The sequence below is a fragment of the Polaribacter sp. IC066 genome (assembly GCF_007997085.1).
GTDB lineage: Bacteria > Bacteroidota > Bacteroidia > Flavobacteriales > Flavobacteriaceae > Polaribacter.
On record NZ_VORR01000015.1, the window covers coordinates 1 to 17,283 of the forward strand.

General features: G+C 29.9%; 14 protein-coding genes. 1 reads left to right on the plus strand and 13 read right to left on the minus strand.

Going from position 1 to position 17,283, the window contains the following annotated elements:
- Positions 1 to 559 precede the first annotated feature (559 nt).
- The 13 genes from ES044_RS06855 to ES044_RS06915 all read right to left on the minus strand — a co-directional run bounded on the left by ES044_RS06855 (position 560) and on the right by ES044_RS06915 (position 16,158).
- A complete protein-coding gene (locus ES044_RS06855) occupies positions 560 to 2,062 on the minus strand; it encodes an aldehyde dehydrogenase family protein (RefSeq protein WP_147118673.1) in 1,503 nt (500 codons plus the stop codon).
- Between the two features lie 206 nt (positions 2,063 to 2,268).
- Positions 2,269 to 3,102, minus strand: coding sequence for a helix-turn-helix domain-containing protein (locus ES044_RS06860; RefSeq protein WP_147118674.1), 834 nt, complete (start codon positions 3,100 to 3,102; stop codon positions 2,269 to 2,271).
- Between the two features lie 214 nt (positions 3,103 to 3,316).
- A complete protein-coding gene (locus ES044_RS06865) occupies positions 3,317 to 3,991 on the minus strand; it encodes a haloacid dehalogenase type II (RefSeq protein WP_147118675.1) in 675 nt (224 codons plus the stop codon).
- Between the two features lie 295 nt (positions 3,992 to 4,286).
- Positions 4,287 to 5,369 carry a serine hydrolase domain-containing protein gene (locus tag ES044_RS06870; protein ID WP_223269147.1) on the minus strand — a complete coding sequence of 361 codons (1,083 nt, stop codon included), beginning with the start codon at positions 5,367 to 5,369 and terminating at the stop codon, positions 4,287 to 4,289.
- A 600-nt stretch (positions 5,370 to 5,969) separates the two neighbouring features.
- Positions 5,970 to 6,698 carry a DUF6090 family protein gene (locus ES044_RS06875; protein ID WP_189663227.1) on the minus strand — a complete coding sequence of 243 codons (729 nt, stop codon included), beginning with the start codon at positions 6,696 to 6,698 and terminating at the stop codon, positions 5,970 to 5,972.
- A 141-nt stretch (positions 6,699 to 6,839) separates the two neighbouring features.
- Positions 6,840 to 7,241: a hypothetical protein gene (locus tag ES044_RS06880; protein ID WP_147118678.1), complete on the minus strand. Its 402-nt coding sequence runs from the start codon at positions 7,239 to 7,241 to the stop codon at positions 6,840 to 6,842.
- A 129-nt stretch (positions 7,242 to 7,370) separates the two neighbouring features.
- Complete coding sequence (locus tag ES044_RS06885) at positions 7,371 to 8,564, minus strand: serine hydrolase domain-containing protein (RefSeq protein ID WP_147118679.1); 1,194 nt, start codon at positions 8,562 to 8,564, stop codon at positions 7,371 to 7,373.
- 234 nt (positions 8,565 to 8,798) lie between these two features.
- A complete protein-coding gene (locus ES044_RS06890; RefSeq protein ID WP_147118680.1) occupies positions 8,799 to 9,938 on the minus strand; it encodes a tetratricopeptide repeat protein in 1,140 nt (379 codons plus the stop codon).
- 447 nt (positions 9,939 to 10,385) lie between these two features.
- Positions 10,386 to 10,931 (minus strand): hypothetical protein, encoded by a 546-nt coding sequence (locus ES044_RS06895; RefSeq protein ID WP_147118681.1) that lies wholly within the window; start codon positions 10,929 to 10,931, stop codon positions 10,386 to 10,388.
- A gap of 329 nt (positions 10,932 to 11,260) precedes the next feature.
- On the minus strand, positions 11,261 to 11,485 hold the full coding sequence (locus ES044_RS06900; protein ID WP_147118682.1) for a hypothetical protein: 225 nt from the start codon (positions 11,483 to 11,485) through the stop codon (positions 11,261 to 11,263).
- A gap of 696 nt (positions 11,486 to 12,181) precedes the next feature.
- Positions 12,182 to 12,778 (minus strand): response regulator, encoded by a 597-nt coding sequence (locus ES044_RS06905; protein WP_147118683.1) that lies wholly within the window; start codon positions 12,776 to 12,778, stop codon positions 12,182 to 12,184.
- Positions 12,779 to 12,832: 54 nt separating this feature from the next.
- Positions 12,833 to 14,671 carry a response regulator gene (locus ES044_RS06910; RefSeq protein WP_147118684.1) on the minus strand — a complete coding sequence of 613 codons (1,839 nt, stop codon included), beginning with the start codon at positions 14,669 to 14,671 and terminating at the stop codon, positions 12,833 to 12,835.
- Positions 14,672 to 15,309: 638 nt separating this feature from the next.
- Positions 15,310 to 16,158 carry a flagellar motor protein MotB gene (locus ES044_RS06915; RefSeq protein WP_147118685.1) on the minus strand — a complete coding sequence of 283 codons (849 nt, stop codon included), beginning with the start codon at positions 16,156 to 16,158 and terminating at the stop codon, positions 15,310 to 15,312.
- Between the two features lie 113 nt (positions 16,159 to 16,271).
- Here ES044_RS06915 and ES044_RS06920 point away from each other — a divergent pair, with 113 nt between their 5' ends.
- Entirely contained in the window at positions 16,272 to 17,264 is a 993-nt protein-coding gene (locus ES044_RS06920; RefSeq protein WP_147118686.1) for an FAD:protein FMN transferase, read from the plus strand.
- Positions 17,265 to 17,283 lie beyond the last annotated feature (19 nt).

The window sequence follows — 17,283 nt, forward strand, 5'->3', positions numbered from 1 at the left end:
GAATAGCTTTTAGTTTATCGGCATGTTTTCTTTGTTTACAATTACGGTGTAATTGTTTAATTGTAATTTTCTCTTCTTGTGATAATTTTATAGTCATACATCTGAATATCAACAATATAAAGATACTAAATATTACTCAAAATAACAAAAATATAGTGCTTAAATAACTGAAAAACAGTAATTTAATATCAATAATTAGACCATGAAATTTTATGTTCCCGAAAACCTAAATGTATTGAGTATATCTTGTAGAATTCAATAAAATTATCAGAAGTCTAGATTTTTGTTTCTTGGAATTTATCTTGAGCGAAGTCGAAAGGCAATGGAAAAGAAAAATGAATAAAATTGTAAGACAACTTTAAAGTATAATTACTTTGAGGTTAATAAAAAGTAGCCTAGGAGTCAAAACAAGAGTAAGCTGGTTTATGAATTAGAGTGGATAAAAAGTTTTTTTTAATACTAGTTAGTGTTAAGAGTTATTTTTATAATGTAAGTTTTAAACAAGTAAAACCCCAAAATAATTTGGGGTTTTACTTACGGTTTACTTGTTATGAATTAATTAAAAGAATCCCATTGGTTTTTTGTCGTAAGAGATCAACATGTTTTTTACAACACGATAATGATCTAAAGCCATTTTATGGTTTTCACGACCAAATCCTGATTCTTTAACGCCACCAAAAGGAGCGTGAGCAGGATATGTATTGTATTGGTTTACCCAAACTCTACCAGCTTTAATAGCACGAGGAACTTCAAATAATTCGTGAGCGTCACGAGACCAAACACCAGCACCTAAACCATAAGGTGTATCATTTGCAATTGCGATAGCTTCTTCCGTAGAGCTAAATGTAGTCAATGCTACAACTGGCCCAAAAATTTCTTCTTGAAATACACGCATGTCGTTTGTTCCTTTCAATACGGTTGGTTGCACATAATATCCTCCAGAAAGATCACCATCCTGTTTACCAGCTTCTCCACCAGCTAATACAACAGCACCTTCTTCTTTACCAATATTAATGTAGTCAAGAATCTTTTCACATTGTGCTTTCGATACTTGAGAACCAATCATTGTTTCAGGATCTAGTGGGTTACCAGCTTTAACAAGCTTTAAACGTTCTTGCATTCTTTCGATAAACAGATCAGCAATGTCTTCGTGCACTAAAATACGAGATGGTGTTGTACAAATTTCTCCTTGGTTAAGTGCAAACATCAGCGCACCTTCAACAGCTTTGCTAAAGAATTCGTCGTCTTGATCGGCTACTGATGGAAAGAAAACATTTGGAGATTTCCCACCTAACTCCATTGTTACTGGAATGATATTTTCTGCCGCATTGTGGTATACTTTACGACCTGTTTCTGTAGAACCTGTAAATGAAAGTTTTGCAATACGTTTAGAGGTTGCCAATGCTTGTCCGGCTTCTGAACCAAAACCAGTCACTATATTTAAGACACCATTAGGTAGTATATCTCCAATTAGTTCCATTAAAGCAATAACACTGGTAGGAGTTTGTTCTGCTGGTTTTACAACCGCTGTACAACCTGCCGCTAAAGCTGGCGCAATTTTCCAAGCTAACATTAACATAGGAAAGTTCCAAGGAATTATTTCACCAACAACACCAACAGGCTCGTTTAATACAATGCTTAAAGTGTCTTTGTCGTGTTCTGAAATACTTCCTTCATCGGCACGAATAACCCCTGCAAAATAACGGAAGTGATCGATACAGTAAGGGATATCTGCTGCACGAGATTCACGAATTGGTTTCCCGTTATCGATGGTCTCTAAAGTTGCTAAATGTTCAAGGTTGTCTTCCATTACCTGTGCAATCTTTAAGAGCATATTGCTACGTTCAGTTACTGAAGAGACACTCCAAGACGGAAAAGCTTCATGTGCTGCATCTAAAGCAAGATCTACATCTTCTTGGGTTGAGCGTGCAGCTTGGGTAAATACTTTACCATCTACTGGAGATACATTATCGAAATACTGACCTTTTACAGGTGCTACGAATTTACCTGCAATAAAGTTCTCATATCTTTCTTTGAATATTGGTTTTGTTACATTTGCCATATTTATGTTTTTTTTAAATTATGCTTGTACAAACAAGCTTTATTTAGTTACAGTGCAAATGTATAGAGAGCGCTTACTTTTAAAGTTATTCATAAGGGTCAATAACTTATGAAAAAAGTTCAGTATGAGGTTTTTTTAAAATAAGAAGATTTTATTAACAGTTTAATGTGTTGGTTTTTAATTAATTGATAACAAGTTCAGTAATTCTATATCTCTGTTGGACTAATTCCGAATTTATTTTTAAAGGCTATACTAAAGTTAGAAAGATTGTTGTAGCCAATATCTAAATAAATATCAGACGCTTTTAAATCGCCTGCTTGTAGTAGTTCTTTTGCTTTTTGTAAGCGCTTGTCTTTTAGCCATTTTCCGGGGGGTTCTTTGTATTCTAAAGTAAAATGACGTTTAAAAGTAGATAGACTCATGTTGCAGAGAAAAGCAATTTCTTCTAATTTTAAATTGGAATTCACATTACTTTCTACAACATTTTTAAACGGCGAAATCTCTTTAGAAATTAAGGAGTGCAAGTAGTATTCGAAAGCAGCACCATACTTATTTAGCAAATACAACATAATTTCTTCAAATTTCAAAACCAATAAAGCATCACTATAACTATGATCTGTAAAGGTGTTAGACGATAAAGAATTAATGAAAGCAGCAATATAATCATCATTTTCAATTACAAAATAGGGTACATCTTCTTTATAAGGTTTCACATCGTTGGTGTACTTACTTAAGAAATCAGTTAGTTTTTTTTCAGAAAAGAAAAAAAGCTTGCAGTAATAAACGGCTTCAGTATTTAAGAGCTCCGTCCAAAGCCAATTTCCTTTTTTAAGCAACAACGATTGCGCTTTATTTACGGCAACCGATGTGCCAGCAAAGTGTACCTGCTTTTTACCAACTTGTAAAAAGCTAAACATATTCATGCTTAAATTGACTTTACTTTTTACCACATCACTAGACATCTTAAAATCATATACAAATATGTCTTGAGTAGATTTTTTATTTTGAAGGTAAATTTCGGGGATGTTTTCTATTGGCATTTGTTTTTTCTTTTAGATAGGGGGTTCGTTTAAAAATATGTAGCCGATTGCTTGGTGTTTTTTTGAGTAAGCTACAAGATAGTTAAAAGGTGTTTAAGTGTTTGGTGAACCCATAATTATTTTGTTGTTTTTAGGTGTTTTAGTAGGCTTAATTTCTATGTTTTATAGGTGGATATAAGAATTTATAATTACTAACTTAGAATTTAAGTTTTACCTATAAATGTTTTGCTTTAATTATTTGATGCATCAAATCGGGTAAATTTGATGCATTAAAATCTGGTTGTAAATAATAGGGGTGATAAATTTCTTGCTTTCGTTTGATGTAAGCGGTAGTGAGTCCTGCTTTTTTTGCTCCAAACAAATCCCAATCATGCGTGGCAACCATTACAATATTTTTAATGTGTAACCCTTCTTGTTTCGCAGCTGAAAGATAAATGTCCTTAAAAGGTTTGTAATTATCAACGTTGTCTGCAGAGTAATAAGAATCAAACAGGTCTATAATTCCTGCATTGGTTAGCTGTTCTTTTATCATTTCTAAAGACGAATTAGAAACAGCAATAACACGAATATCATGGTTTCTTAAAATACGAAGAGCAGGTTGTACATCATCATAAGCAGGTAACTTTCTAAACTCTCCAAGTATTTTAGCTTTTACCTCGCTACTCAAAGTTTTATTATTCTCGAAAAATAGATTTTCTAAAGCAACGGTTGCTAATTCTCCGAAATTTCTATATTCACTCATAATCCCCATAATAGTTGAACTGTGTAATAATTTTGTGAACCAATATTTTAGAATATACGGATCATCAAAGTGCTTATCAAACTGTTTTTTAAGTAAACTTAAGTTTAGTAAGGTCTCGTTCATGTCGAAGAATACTGCTATTTTCATACTATTTTACGTGTTTATTTTTATTCAATAATGTTGTTAAAGGGCCGGTTCAAGCTAGTTTAGCCTGCTATTATAGTGTAACCTTTTTGAGGAACGTACAATGTTTTAATACAACAAAACGTTTTTCCGTTTGGTTTCGTTGCTTGTTTAGGTTCTTAATTCAGTAAAAGAAAACGGGCTAGAGAAAAATTTGTAAAATTTTTCAAGTAATTATGCCACTAGTAATAGGATATATAGATTGCTATCTGCTGGTTTTTCCGCTATTTAATTCGGTTTCATAGGCAATCAAAGAGTTCTAGATTAGTGCTACTTTTGGCCAAAAATTAGCGTCAAAATCCGAGTCTGTATTTACGAATAGTATCTTGCCAGTTTCAGTTTTTTGGTTAAAATACATCGCTTTCATTACACCAGGGTCTGACCTGTTATGACCAATTACATTGTTTTTAATTTTTATAAATTCATTGCTAAATTCTATAAAAATTCCAAATTTTTCTTCCGTTTCTATATTTGAAAATTGTTGTTTCTTAAATAATTTTTTATAACTCTCCTTGCTTAAAAGTTTACCTTCTCCTTTAAAGTCTTTCATGAATTCTGCTAAAAATAATCCTAAATTTTTATTTGAAGTAATAAAACCACCATCTGCAGAAGTAATTAAAGAATATTCAGCTATTAGCATTTTTTTGGTTGCGAATAATCTAGAGCGTTTCGTGGTGTTGATATCTTTTGATGACCAGCCAGAAGAGGCCCTTTTTAAAGGTTTTATGATATAGTCTTTTGTAAAAGATTGATAATCTTGTCTTGTTGCAAATTCAATAATTTGAGCACAAATAGCAGCACCTATATTTGAATATTCTCTTATTTCTCTTGGCGTTGTAATGGCAAAAATTTCTTTAGTGTACCATTTTCCTTTTACAGTGAGGTTATTTTTAATAAAATCGATAAGCAAAATTTTGGTTTTGGGCATATTAAACCAATCATAGAGACCTTTGTTTTCATTATGTTCAGCTTTTTTTAAGACATATGATTTTGAATATACTTCGTCAATATCAACTATTGAAGATGTATGATAGGCAAGGTGTTTAATTAAAATTGGTTTTTCAGGATAGTTGGGATTTATAACGTTAAAAGGTAGATATTTATTGATTGGTTCATTAAGATTTAATTTTCCTTGTTCTTTTGCTTTTAGAAGAGAAACTACTATTAAAGTTTTTGATATTGAAGCAATATTCTGTGTTGTATTTGAGGTATATTTTTTTGTTAATGCGATATCTGTGTATCCAAATCCATTTTCATAAATAAAACCTTGATCATCAACTATTGATACAGAAAATCTGACGATAGTCCCTTTCTTAAAAACTGATTGTAAATTTTTAGTCAAAGTATCATTTATTGCAGTATAGTCTTTTTTGTATGTTTTTTTAACTTTACTATTTTGTTTGCACGAAAATAGCATTGTTAAAAATAGTAAGATGGATACTTTGTATTTCACTGATGATTGTTCGTTAAATTTAATCGATGTTTTTTTTAAGTTAAGTGTATTGGTATACAGTGTGTTATTCTCTTTTATAATAGGCTATACGAAGTTAGCTTATTTTTTTTGAAAGACAATTCTGCAAAGCCAAAAATGCCAACGCTCTTAATTTGGTTTTTAGCTATTTATAAAACTAAAAATTATGCGGAACCTTGCGCTCACACATTAAAAAAATAGTTTGTTTTATTTAGAATAATAATTTTAGTTCCGCTATTTTTAGGTGAAGGAATTTTTAATACTTAAAGTATCTCAAATATAATTTTTAAATAATCTTATGATGCTGCTTTTGACGATTTTGGAGAAGCAGGTTGGTTTAATGTGGTTGTATATGACTAGTAGCGCAATAGACTAACTAGTTTAGGGAATAAATAAAAGATAGAAATTTCACAAGGAAAATAATGAGTAGGATGGAAGTACTAAATTATGTATTTTTTTATTGAGTTTTTTTTATTTATGATTAACGTAATTTTTTATAGCTTGTGATAATTTTTCTCCGGCTTTAATTTGGTTTTCGTATAGCGGCGTAAGAAAAGTGGTGTTCGTAGCTCCTCTAAATAATAGGGTTGCAATAATTAGATGACCAGGGTGTTCGCAAAGTTTATCATTATACAATGTAATTTGCTTGGTAAGATCTTGGTGTATTTTGGTATCCAACTCTAACCATTTATAACCAAAACCATTTTTATCTAATTCCAATTCTAACTCATTACACCATTTTAGTAAATCATTTTCTTGATTTTCGATATTATCTACTAAATTATAATAATCGTAGATTAAATTTTCAATATTAGAATTTTCAATCTTGCTTAAATTACCAGAACTTTTGAGCGATTCAAAAGCAGATCTATTAAAATTTAATGGAATTTCTATTAGTAAACCAAGAACTGCACTTTGTATGGTTGCTTGGTCGCTAAAATCTCTATTAATTAGCATTTTCGAAGCTTCTGCGCATTGAGAAGAATGATTTATTCTAAATTCTAAAAGATTTTGAGACATTTTTAGGTCTTGTTGTATGTTCGATTCAATTTTTTTTAAATAGTTATGTACTGTTTTTATTTCTATTTGGTTTTCGTTCCAATTATTAATGCTTAAGGCAATTAAAATTCCAATAACAACCAGAAGAATTTCGCCAAAGGCATAAATTAAATATTTGCTAAATTTATTTTCAGTTAGCATTTTTTGTCGAATTTTTCTAAAAAATTTTATCATTGGTTAGTTATTAGAAAGCTAAAGGTTTGTATGAGTTTTGTTGCGTGTTTGAGCAAATAAATTACCAATAGAAAGTTCTCAACACTCTTGTCAGGGTGCTATAATTGGCTATAAATTATATAGGTTATTGTGTGTCGTTAATTTTTTTAATTTTTTAAACCATAAATTTTGAACGCGCCCAGCAGAAAATCTAAAGCCAGTTATTTGCTGATTCGCATCTCTCTTAAACAAAAAACTACCGCTGTTTGAAAGAAATAGCTCATTTTTGGCTGCTGAAATCGCATAGTTACTGGCGCGAGCGTGGGTAAACGTTAATGTATCATTCTTTATAACAGTTTTGTAAGTTGTATTTAATTTTGGGCTAAAATAATCTCCTACAAATTCGTTAAGTTCAGAAGTCTTATAATTTGGAGGAGTAAACTCATGGGATATAATTGGTGCATCATCATTAATTAAAACCGTTATTACACGTTTTTTATTAGATTCAGAAAATAGTACTTTTATATCCATATCGACATTCATCATTTTAAATTCATTAGGTGCAATTGGTACCAAATAATTTTCATTACTGTCTTTTCTGAAATATCGAAGGGTATCATTTTTAACATAAATTTTTCTAGCATATTTTTGAGCATCATTTCAAAAATAACCACTAAATTCTTTCAACTTTTTACTGTAGCGGTGTATATATTTTACATCAGCTTTAATTACCACCTCTATTGGTTTTTCAAAAGCATCCTCTAAATAAAGATCAACAACTTTAAGTGCTAAATTTCTAGGGTTAGATTGCGCTAAATTACTAAAGACCATAACCGCAAAGTTTTGATCTGGAAATCTACCAAGATAACTGCGATAACCAGCATCAGCGCCGCCATGGTTAATTTGATTTAAACCTTTGTATGTGTTTTTAAATTGGCCATAAGCACCGCCAAATGTTTCACCGTTATGAAGCACGGCTAGTGTATTCATGGTGTCGATAATAGCTTTGTCTCTAACTGTAAGTGATGAAAAATTCATAGACCATAGTGCCAAATCTTCTTCGGTTGTAAATAAACTAGTGGCACCTACATTGGCAAAATTTAAGACGCTTTTTTTGTATTTATGATTAGGTACTGAATGATAAGAATAGGCTCTGTTTTTTACAATTTTTTCATGATCATCATAAAAAAGAGTGTGCGTCATGTTTAAGGGTTTAAAAATATGGTTTTCGGTAAAAGTAGCAAACGTTTTACCAGAAATTCTGGCAACTACTTCTGCTAATAGTGTAAACCCCGTATTACAATACATATAAGGTTCACCAGGATTAAAATTCAATTCTTTTTGTTGAGAGACTAATTTTAAAATGTGTTCTTTCGTAATAACGCCATCAGATCTCCAGCCTGCCAAACCTAATAAAGTCCACTGATCTCGCATTCCGCTTGTATGAGACGCCAAATGCCTTAAGGTAATTGTTTTACTAAAATCTGGAACTTCTAGAATATATGTACGAATATCATCATCAAAAGATAATTTCCCTTCTTTTTCTAATAATAAAATTGAGAAAACAGTAAATTGCTTTGAAATAGATGCGATATGAAAAACGGTAGAAGGAGAGTTCGGAATATCATACTCTAAATTGGCACTTCCGTAGCCCTTTTTAAAGATGATTTCTTGATTTTTAACAACAGCCACAGTTGCTCCGGGCTTATTGATGTCATTAAAATTTTTAAAAATACTATCTATTTTCATTTCCAACGCGATAGGTACATCGTTCTGGGCGTTTGTCTTTTGTGAGACTACTAGAGAAGAGATCATTAAAACGGAAAAAAAACCAAAAGTGTTCATGTATTTCATAATGATATTTGTTTTAAATAAATGTACACAACATATGGTGTATGCTTATTGTGTGTTTAAAGCACTAATTATTAAGTAAATAAATAACAGATAGAAAGTTTTCGAGGGCTCTTGAATTAGTGAATGAACTAAAACTAGCAATTAATCATAGACGCTATTGTACTTTTGTTGCTTTTAAGTTTTGTTAAGTCAAGTTCTGTGTGTTTTATCATTGCAGACTTCTTTATTGAAATCTTATTGCTGTTCTAGTTTTAATTCTGAAAGTACTTCTATCGCGTTCTGATTGTCTGTATTTAATTCTAATGATTTTTTATAAGCTTTAATGGCATTTTCTTTATCACCCATGCGTAATAAACATTCTCCATAACTGTCATGAGTGTTAAAGGCATCAGGATAAAATTCTGTATTAAATCTAAAAACTTTGAGGGCTTCTTTAGGCTGTTTGATGCTATTCATAATATGGTAACCCAAAAGATTTATTTCATTTTCAGAAATGTTATAGACTGTACTTTCTCTGTCTTGCTGTTTTATGAAGGCAATAATTTTATCAACGCTTTTACCCTCTGTATATAAAAACATTAAACTATTGTTGTCATAAGTTATACTTTCAATACTTTTATACAGGCCATCTAGTTCTTTATTAATGATATTGTATAAATTATGTATATACGCTTTTCCACCTTTTAGGGTGTTTAATTGCACTACCTCATTCACGTTTTTAAATTTAAAAGCTGCTTTTACAATTAATGCAATTTCCCTATAATTATCTTCTATTTTTAAAGCATTGAGAAGTGGATATGAATCATCGAAATTTTCTTTCTCTATAAAACGATTTGTTTGATTGTATCCTAATCTAGATGCATTCATCATTTCTTTCAAAAACATTTCATTGTTTATTTGCGCCGTATTACTAACATTATCTTGAATATAGATTAACGTAATAAGTTTATTTCTGATGTATTCGGGTATACGTTTAATATCTCCGGTGGTACTTAAAGTTTTAATAGTATTTGAGTTAAATTCTAAATACCCAAATGGTGCGTCAAGTTTAGTAGTTCTAATGACCGCTGCTTTTAAACTTGTTTGATTTTGAAAATCTTCTTTAAAATCCTCATAAATTTTAATATTTGTTTCTAGAGAAGAAATTCTTGAATTGATGAGGTTATAGTCTTGTTTTAAATCTTCTACTATTTGTGAATAATAATTCTTTAAGATTGCATTACTTTTTCGGTTCTCATTCCAGTTATTAATCTGAAGTGCAATTAAAATACCGATAACCACAAGAATAATTTCTCCTACGGCGTATTTAAAATACTTTTTAGTTTTATTCTCTTTAAGTAAATCTTGTCTAATTTTTCTAAAGAACTTTATCATTGGTTGTCGGTTCGTGTTAATGAAGTACAATTGCAGTGCGCTACACCAGTTTAATATGTTACAGTAGAGATTAAACGAAGTTAGCCTATTTTTGAGAAAGTAAGGGTACTAAAAACAAAAAACGATTACTTTTAAATTGGTTTTTAGGTATTTATAAGCTCATGAAAATCATCACAGCCAGTGCAGAGACTCTAAATCTAGGTGAAATAATAATTTTAGTGTTTTTATTTTTATTTAGAAGTATAGGAGTCTTTAACACTAAAAATTTTTGAGGTATATTTTTTTAAAAACCAACTTTATGATGTATTTTAGGTTTATTTTTCTGAAATATGTCGATAAAAATTAGCCAACATTCGACATTGTTGATTGTGTTTTTTTTGTAACAATATTTAAATAGTTATTAAAAAAATAAGTTGTGAACATAAATTAAAGTTCACAGCACAACTACTATTTCTTAAAATTATTTAACTGTTCTTTTAAATCATCAACCGATAAAATATCATTTAATTGATGGTTCTCAATTTCATACAAATCAGCAAAAGTTTTAAAGGTCGTTTGATTAAATCTTTTTCTGATGCTACCTTTTGGGTACAATTTTCTTTTACGGATAAATTCCTCTTTATCTATCCAGCCACAAATGGTGATTTCTTGTTTGTTTTTATGGTGGCTGCAAAAAATATAGATTTCCGTTTCAAAATAATCTTGAAGTTTTAAAAAGTTGTTGGTGTAATTGGCACGAACATCGGTAGTTCTTCCCATCGTTTTTATATCAATTTTTAAGTTGTTGTAAAGCATATCGATACCATTATCAAACCCCTCACTTCCGTTTATGAAGCTCTGGTTAAAGATTTGCATTACAGTACTTTGCCCTATAATACCCGTTAACTGTTGCTGTTTTGTACCGTTAGCAGTAAATCTTTGTCCAAAATTATAATTCTCTACTTGTTTTTTGCAGTGTTGCAAAATATCGTCGTGTATTTTTATTGTAACCATACCAGCGCATTTTTTTTACACTAAAGATATACAAATAAAATAGTGTATTCAAAAAGACTTTTTAACGGCAAATATTTCTAGTTGCTTGGGTGGTAGTTTTTTTTATTTTTCTAATTGTAAGATGTAATCTACGCACCTATAAAAATACATCGTCATATTTAAAGGAATTAAATAGCTGCAAATTAATTTTTTAATTTGTGAGGATGGCTAATTAAGAAAATCATCTATTGATTGCCTCTATATTATTAAATACATTTGTTATGTGGTATTTACTAGGTATTTTAAATAAGATAGTTTATGATTGATCTAAAATAAAACGAATACTACTATTAATTTATAATTCCCCTAATTATGATAAATACAACATTAAAACAATTAGCAGTTCTTGCCATTTCTATAATCGGTTTATACTTTTCAGGTTTGAATTTAGTAACAATAACGAGTGTAGAATCTTTATTAGATGCTCTAAATGTGATGATTTTTTTTACTTGTTTTTTCCCTTTTTTAATTCTGACAATAAATTTAGCAATCAAATTTTTTAAATCTTTTACCAAGTTAATTGTTCACTGAATTAAAAATATTTTAACGATAACAGTATAAATAACTGTTTGGGTTAGCAGTAAATAAGGTCTCTAAAAACAGTTGAAGTTGTATTCTTTTGCTCTGATACAAAACTAGCTGATTTTTGTTTTATACTTCTCTTTTTAAGGTGAGTTTAATTGAATCGTATAAATTAAGCAAACTACCTATTGAGTAGCTTGGCATTATACTACAAATTTACATTTAGATAATTAGCAAGTAATTGTGCAAATAAAAGTACATAAACTAGTTAACAAAGAAATTATAGTACGGTCAATCGTATATAAAGATATTCCTCCGAATATATTCCCCACAGAAATTAAACTATCCCCCATAGTTTAGCTTTTTTATAGAAAGCTAGTTGAAATAATTTTTATAATAAATTAAGAAAATTACCTATTGGGAGGTGCTTAAGTAATAAAGACACTTACTTTAGTATTTATTAAACATTTAAAAAGGGTTTAATTAATTATCGAAAACCAAGCAGATACTACTTATACTAGTATAAATCGTAATTGTCTCCCAACATATCAATCAGAAAAACTAAACTATTTATAGTTTAGTTTTTTGCTTTTATAAAACTTTTAAAAGATTAAAAAGGGTTGCTAGAATTGTGTTTACATAAAAATATTTTAAATGATGTGTTTTGAGCAACAACAAGCTAACAATAATTACATATCCAAAGAAGTTATTCCCTTTTGAATAGCGTATTTTGTTAATTCAGGAATGCTGTATAAATCTATTTTTTTCATAATATTATTTCTATGAACATCTACAGTCTTTGAACTTACAAATAAGATTTCTCCTATTTTTTTAGAAGTTTTACCTTCTGCAATTAACTGTAAAACTTCTTTTTCTCTAGAACTTAATGGTGTTTTTTCTAAAGACTCACCTTTCTTTAGTAAAATAAGATATTCTTGATTGATGTCTTTTGATAGATATTTTCTGTTTTCAATTACGGTAATAATTGCCGTAATCAATTCATCGGCATCTCCATCTTTTAACAAGTAACCAAAAGCACCTGCTTTAAACATGCCTTGAATAAACTGTTTGCCAGAATGCATAGAAAGACCTATTATTCTTATTTCTGGATTATTTTTATGAATTTGTTTGGCAGATTCTATACCGTTTAAACCCGGCATGGCAACATCCATAACAACAACATTAGGTAGTAATTTTGCACACATTTTTATAGCCTCTCTACCGTCTGAAGCTTCACCAACGATGCGCATATTAGACTTTTGTTCTATAATGTTTCTTAAACCCATCTCGAAGCAGTTTGTGATCGTCTACCAATACTATTTTAATTTCTTTTAGAGAGATCATTTCTTTAAAGGAATAAAAAATTTAACAATTGTTCCTTTGTTTGTCTTTGATATAATGGTACATTTTCCTTGTATATTTTTAAGGCGCTCTTGAACTGTGAAAAGTCCAAAACCAGTTCCTGAATGGTTGTGGTTCTGTAAGACAGAAGTATCAAATCCGTCGCCATTATCGCTAATTAAAATATCAACCCCAAGGTCTGTTTTATCTAAATCGAGAGTTATTAAAGATGCATTGGCATATTTTACAGCATTATTTATGATTTCTTGTATACTTCTATATAACAAAATCGATTTTACATTATCAAGTTTTAATGTGGTTATGCTGCTATTTAATCTGCAGGCAATCTTATGATTCTCTTCTATTTCTTCTAGTAGCCAACTTAATGCATCAATAATACCCAATTGATGTAATACTGGTGGTGAAAGGTCATAGGTAATCTTTCTACTATTTTTTAAGGCTGTAGAAATATGCTTTTCAATAAATTCTAAATCTTTAGCAATGATTTTTAACTGCGGATTTTTTTTCAATTCATTAATCCTCATTTTTGAAATAATTAAAGATTGGCTTAAATGATCGTGAATATTTATAGCAATTTCTTTTTTTTGTTTTTCTTCTATTAAGGTGATCTCTGTGGTTAATTCTTGGAGTGATGTTTGATATTTTTGTATTTCTTGTTTTGCCACTACCCATTGTGTTACATCTCTAGCGGATGTTACAAAATAGCTAATTTTTTTGTTTCGATAAACAGGAGACGATAAAAACTCTAACCAGATAAAATGACCTTTTTTATGACGAACTCTAAAAGTAAAAGCTTCGCTAGCTGTACCACTAAATAATTTTTGCTCTAGGGCATTTTTAAAAGATTGTAGGTCTTCTTTATGAACGATGCTAAAAACCAGTTTTCCTAAAAACTCTGATTGTTCATAACCCAACAGGTTTTTTATAGAAGGACTAATGTATTTAAAAGTGCCTTCTGGCTCATTTAAACAGATTAAATCATTAGAATGATCGGTTAATAATCGGCACATCTCTTCGGCTTCTTCAATTTTCTTTCGCGCTAGTTTTTGCTCGGTAATATCTTGCGAAACACCTCTTCTGCCAATAACTTCATTTTGATCATTGTACAAAGGCTCTCCGATATTACGCACCCAAATTTTTTCGTTTTTTGTATTGATCAGTTGTAAATCGGTATCATAAGAAGTACTATGAAGAACAAGGTTTAATGTAGCTTTGATGAGCTTTTGTTTTGATTCTTCTGTAAAAAAATTAAGAATTTCATCAATTTCTGGCACTCCCTTTTTAGGGTCAGTACCATAAATTTGATGTAAAGATTTAGACCAAATAATGGTGTCTGTTTGGTTATTGTACCTCCAATACCCTATTTTTGCCATTCTGCTAGCTTCTTTTAAGGAGTACTCGTTTTGTTCTACTAGTGCATCTAACTTATCGAAACTTTCTTTACTTAATTGCTGTTTTTTTAACTTACTCCTTACAACATTTAACAATTCATCAACGTTAAAAGGTTTTACCAAATAATCATCTGCGCCTATATTCATGCCTTTCCTTAAATCTGGTAACTTTTTTTTACCGGTAAGAAAAATAAAAGGAATTAATGCTGTAGTCGCTGATTTTTTAAGTTCAGATAATAGCTCATATCCATTTAATTTAGGCATGGAAATATCTGAAATAATTAAATTAGGGAGTTCTTTTGTTGCTAGCTTTAGTCCTTTTGCACCATTTTCAGCCCAAATTACGTCAAAACTTTCTGATTGTAGTATTTTGCAAATTTTTTCTAAAAGACTTTTTGAATCTTCAACCACTAAAATTTTAGGCATTGTGCGTTGTTTTAGGAAAGTTAAAATAAAATATTGTTTCTTTTTACGAGGACTTTTTCTTTTTGGTAACGCATTATTTTTAATAGTATTTAATCTTATTGGATACAATTTGTTAATTTATTTGACGCTATTTTTCTGCTACGATACGCTCCTCCTTTTTTTCTACTAATTGTTCTTTTTTAAGATACGCTATTGCTAATATGGCCTTAATTGTATATTGGCTTTTTCCTCATCAATTTCTAGATTGTATTCATACATTATTATGTAGAATAAAACTCATTTTCGACTAACTCTAAAAATTTATAAAATACAATTCCTTTGGTAACTTTTAAATCAAAAGTTAATGATGAACAGCTAGATTATTGAGGAATTATAGATGGTCAATTTAAAATTTATTTGAAAATTAAATTGGTATGGGTTAGCAGTAATACCCTAAAATGTACACTATTTATCGGATTGGCAATACTTCTTGTCGTAATATGTAGTGAAGTTAAAGAACTATTTATTTATTGTAAAATTTAGCTTAAATACGACAATAATTTATCTTTTTTTAAGAAAAAAACAATAGGCAAGATACCTACTTAACGAAAAAACCACTCAAAAAGAGTGGTTTTTTAATAGTTTGAAAAGGACTAAAATTATTTAGAATCTTGCTCTAATAAGTCGAAAAACTCATTTAATTTAGGCATGATAATAATTTTTGTTCTTCTATTTTTAGATTTATTTTCTGCAGTGTCATTTGGTACTAATGGAATATATTGACTTCTTCCTGCTGCAATTAATCTTTCTGGTTTTACACCGTACTTGTATTGTAAAATTCTAGTAATTGAAGTAGCTCTTAAAGCAGATAAATCCCAGTTATCTTGAATTAAATCTCTCTTAATAGGAGTTGTATCTGTATGGCCTTCGATCATTACATCCATTTTAGGTTGGTCGTTAACAACTTTGGCAATTTTCTCTAAAACCGTGTACGCTTGGTCAGTTACATTATAACTACCGCTTTTAAATAATAACTTATCTGAAATAGAGATAAAAACTACTGTTTTCTCAACATTAACTTCAATATCTTCATCTCTAATACCATCTGTTAAATTCTTTGTTAAGTGATATTTTAAAGCAAGATTAATAGAGTCTTTTTGAGTCATTGCTTTTCTAATACCATTAATGTATTTGTCTTTTTCACTCAATTGAGAAATTACAGTTTTAATGTTATCAGAAGAAGATTGTGTTAAAACAGTTAAGTTCTCCACTTGTTTTAGAGCTGTTTTTTTATCTTCTTTTAAATATTTAATTTGTTCATCAAGAGCAAATACTTTGGTATCTTGTTTCTCTTTTTCAATTAAACATTTTTGTAAAGTAGTTTCAACTTTTAATAACTCTTCTTTGGTTTCAGCGTTGGAAGCCTCTAAAGCAACGAATTGTTTTTTTGAAACACAAGAACTTATTAAAATTGTTACTAATAGAAATATGGTTGTTATTTTTTTCATATTTTAAAATTAAATTTGAGCAACAAAGCTAACAAAATCGTTAGACATTAAGCGGTCTAAATCATAATTTGTGAAAAATTTAAACACTATTTTTGTAGGAAATTAAAAGATTTATGAAAACAACTAAAATAGTACTGTTTTTGGCAGTTTTAACGATTTTTATAGGGTGTAATAAGGATACAAAACCGCAAAACTTTACTTTAGAGGGTGGTGTATTCGGTACAACTTATAAAATAACGTATTTAAATGCTGAAAATAATTATCAAAAGTCGCTAGACAGCTTATTCTTACTCATCAATAATTCGGTGTCTACCTACCAATCAACGTCTGATATTTCTAAAATAAACCGAGGAGAAACTTCGGTTATTATTGATCCTATTTTTACCGAAGTGTTTCAAAAATCAAAAAAAATTCATAAAGAAACAAACGGTTTTTTTGATCCTACGGTTGGTAATTTAGTAAATGCTTACGGGTTTGGTCCTGAAAATGAGAAAAGAGATCTTACGGATAATGAAATTGCAGCATACATGCAGTTTGTTGGTTTAGATAAAGTTAGTTTGATAGACGGTAAGATTGTAAAAGCAAATTCTAAAGTGTATTTAGATTTTAACTCGATTGCCAAAGGTTTTGCAATTGATATTGTTGCGCGTTTTTTTAACGATAAAAATATTGAAAATTATCTGATTGAAATTGGTGGGGAAATACGTGCAAAAGGAACTAAAGACAATAATAAACCATGGATTATTAAATTGATCGATCCTATAAACGCTGGCGAAAATGAAGGTTTTAAAGTGATTAATCTTTCAGATAAATCGATGGCAACTTCTGGTAATTATAGGAAATTTAGATTTCTTGAAGACGGAAAAAAGTACGTTCATACCATTAATCCGATAACGGGTTTCGCAACAGAAAGTAACTTATTAAGTGCGTCTGTAATTGCCAATTTAGATTGTGCTAATGTAGATGCGTATGCAACCGCTTTTATGGCAATGGGTTTAGAGAAAACAAAAGCGTTTGTAGAACAGAATCCTGAACTAGAAGTAATTTTATTATTTTCAGATGCTGATGGTACTATGAATGAGTTTACGAATTACGTTTATAAATAGATATTTAAAGTAAGATCTC

Bases quoted from the DNA above. Each gene is read 5' to 3' on its own strand.
- ES044_RS06905 (WP_147118683.1), bottom strand. From the start codon at position 12,778: ATGGGTTTAAGAAACATTATAGAACAAAAGTCTAATATGCGCATCGTT.
- ES044_RS06860 (WP_147118674.1), bottom strand. From the start codon at position 3,102: ATGCCAATAGAAAACATCCCCGAAATTTACCTTCAAAATAAAAAATCT.
- ES044_RS06915 (WP_147118685.1), bottom strand. From the start codon at position 16,158: ATGAAAAAAATAACAACCATATTTCTATTAGTAACAATTTTAATAAGT.
- ES044_RS06855 (WP_147118673.1), bottom strand. From the start codon at position 2,062: ATGGCAAATGTAACAAAACCAATATTCAAAGAAAGATATGAGAACTTT.
- ES044_RS06885 (WP_147118679.1), bottom strand. From the start codon at position 8,564: ATGAAATACATGAACACTTTTGGTTTTTTTTCCGTTTTAATGATCTCT.
- ES044_RS06890 (WP_147118680.1), bottom strand. From the start codon at position 9,938: ATGATAAAGTTCTTTAGAAAAATTAGACAAGATTTACTTAAAGAGAAT.
- ES044_RS06920 (WP_147118686.1), top strand. From the start codon at position 16,272: ATGAAAACAACTAAAATAGTACTGTTTTTGGCAGTTTTAACGATTTTT.
- ES044_RS06910 (WP_147118684.1), bottom strand. From the start codon at position 14,671: ATGCCTAAAATTTTAGTGGTTGAAGATTCAAAAAGTCTTTTAGAAAAA.
- ES044_RS06875 (WP_189663227.1), bottom strand. From the start codon at position 6,698: ATGCTAACTGAAAATAAATTTAGCAAATATTTAATTTATGCCTTTGGC.
- ES044_RS06880 (WP_147118678.1), bottom strand. From the start codon at position 7,241: ATGGATATAAAAGTACTATTTTCTGAATCTAATAAAAAACGTGTAATA.
- ES044_RS06865 (WP_147118675.1), bottom strand. From the start codon at position 3,991: ATGAAAATAGCAGTATTCTTCGACATGAACGAGACCTTACTAAACTTA.
- ES044_RS06895 (WP_147118681.1), bottom strand. From the start codon at position 10,931: ATGGTTACAATAAAAATACACGACGATATTTTGCAACACTGCAAAAAA.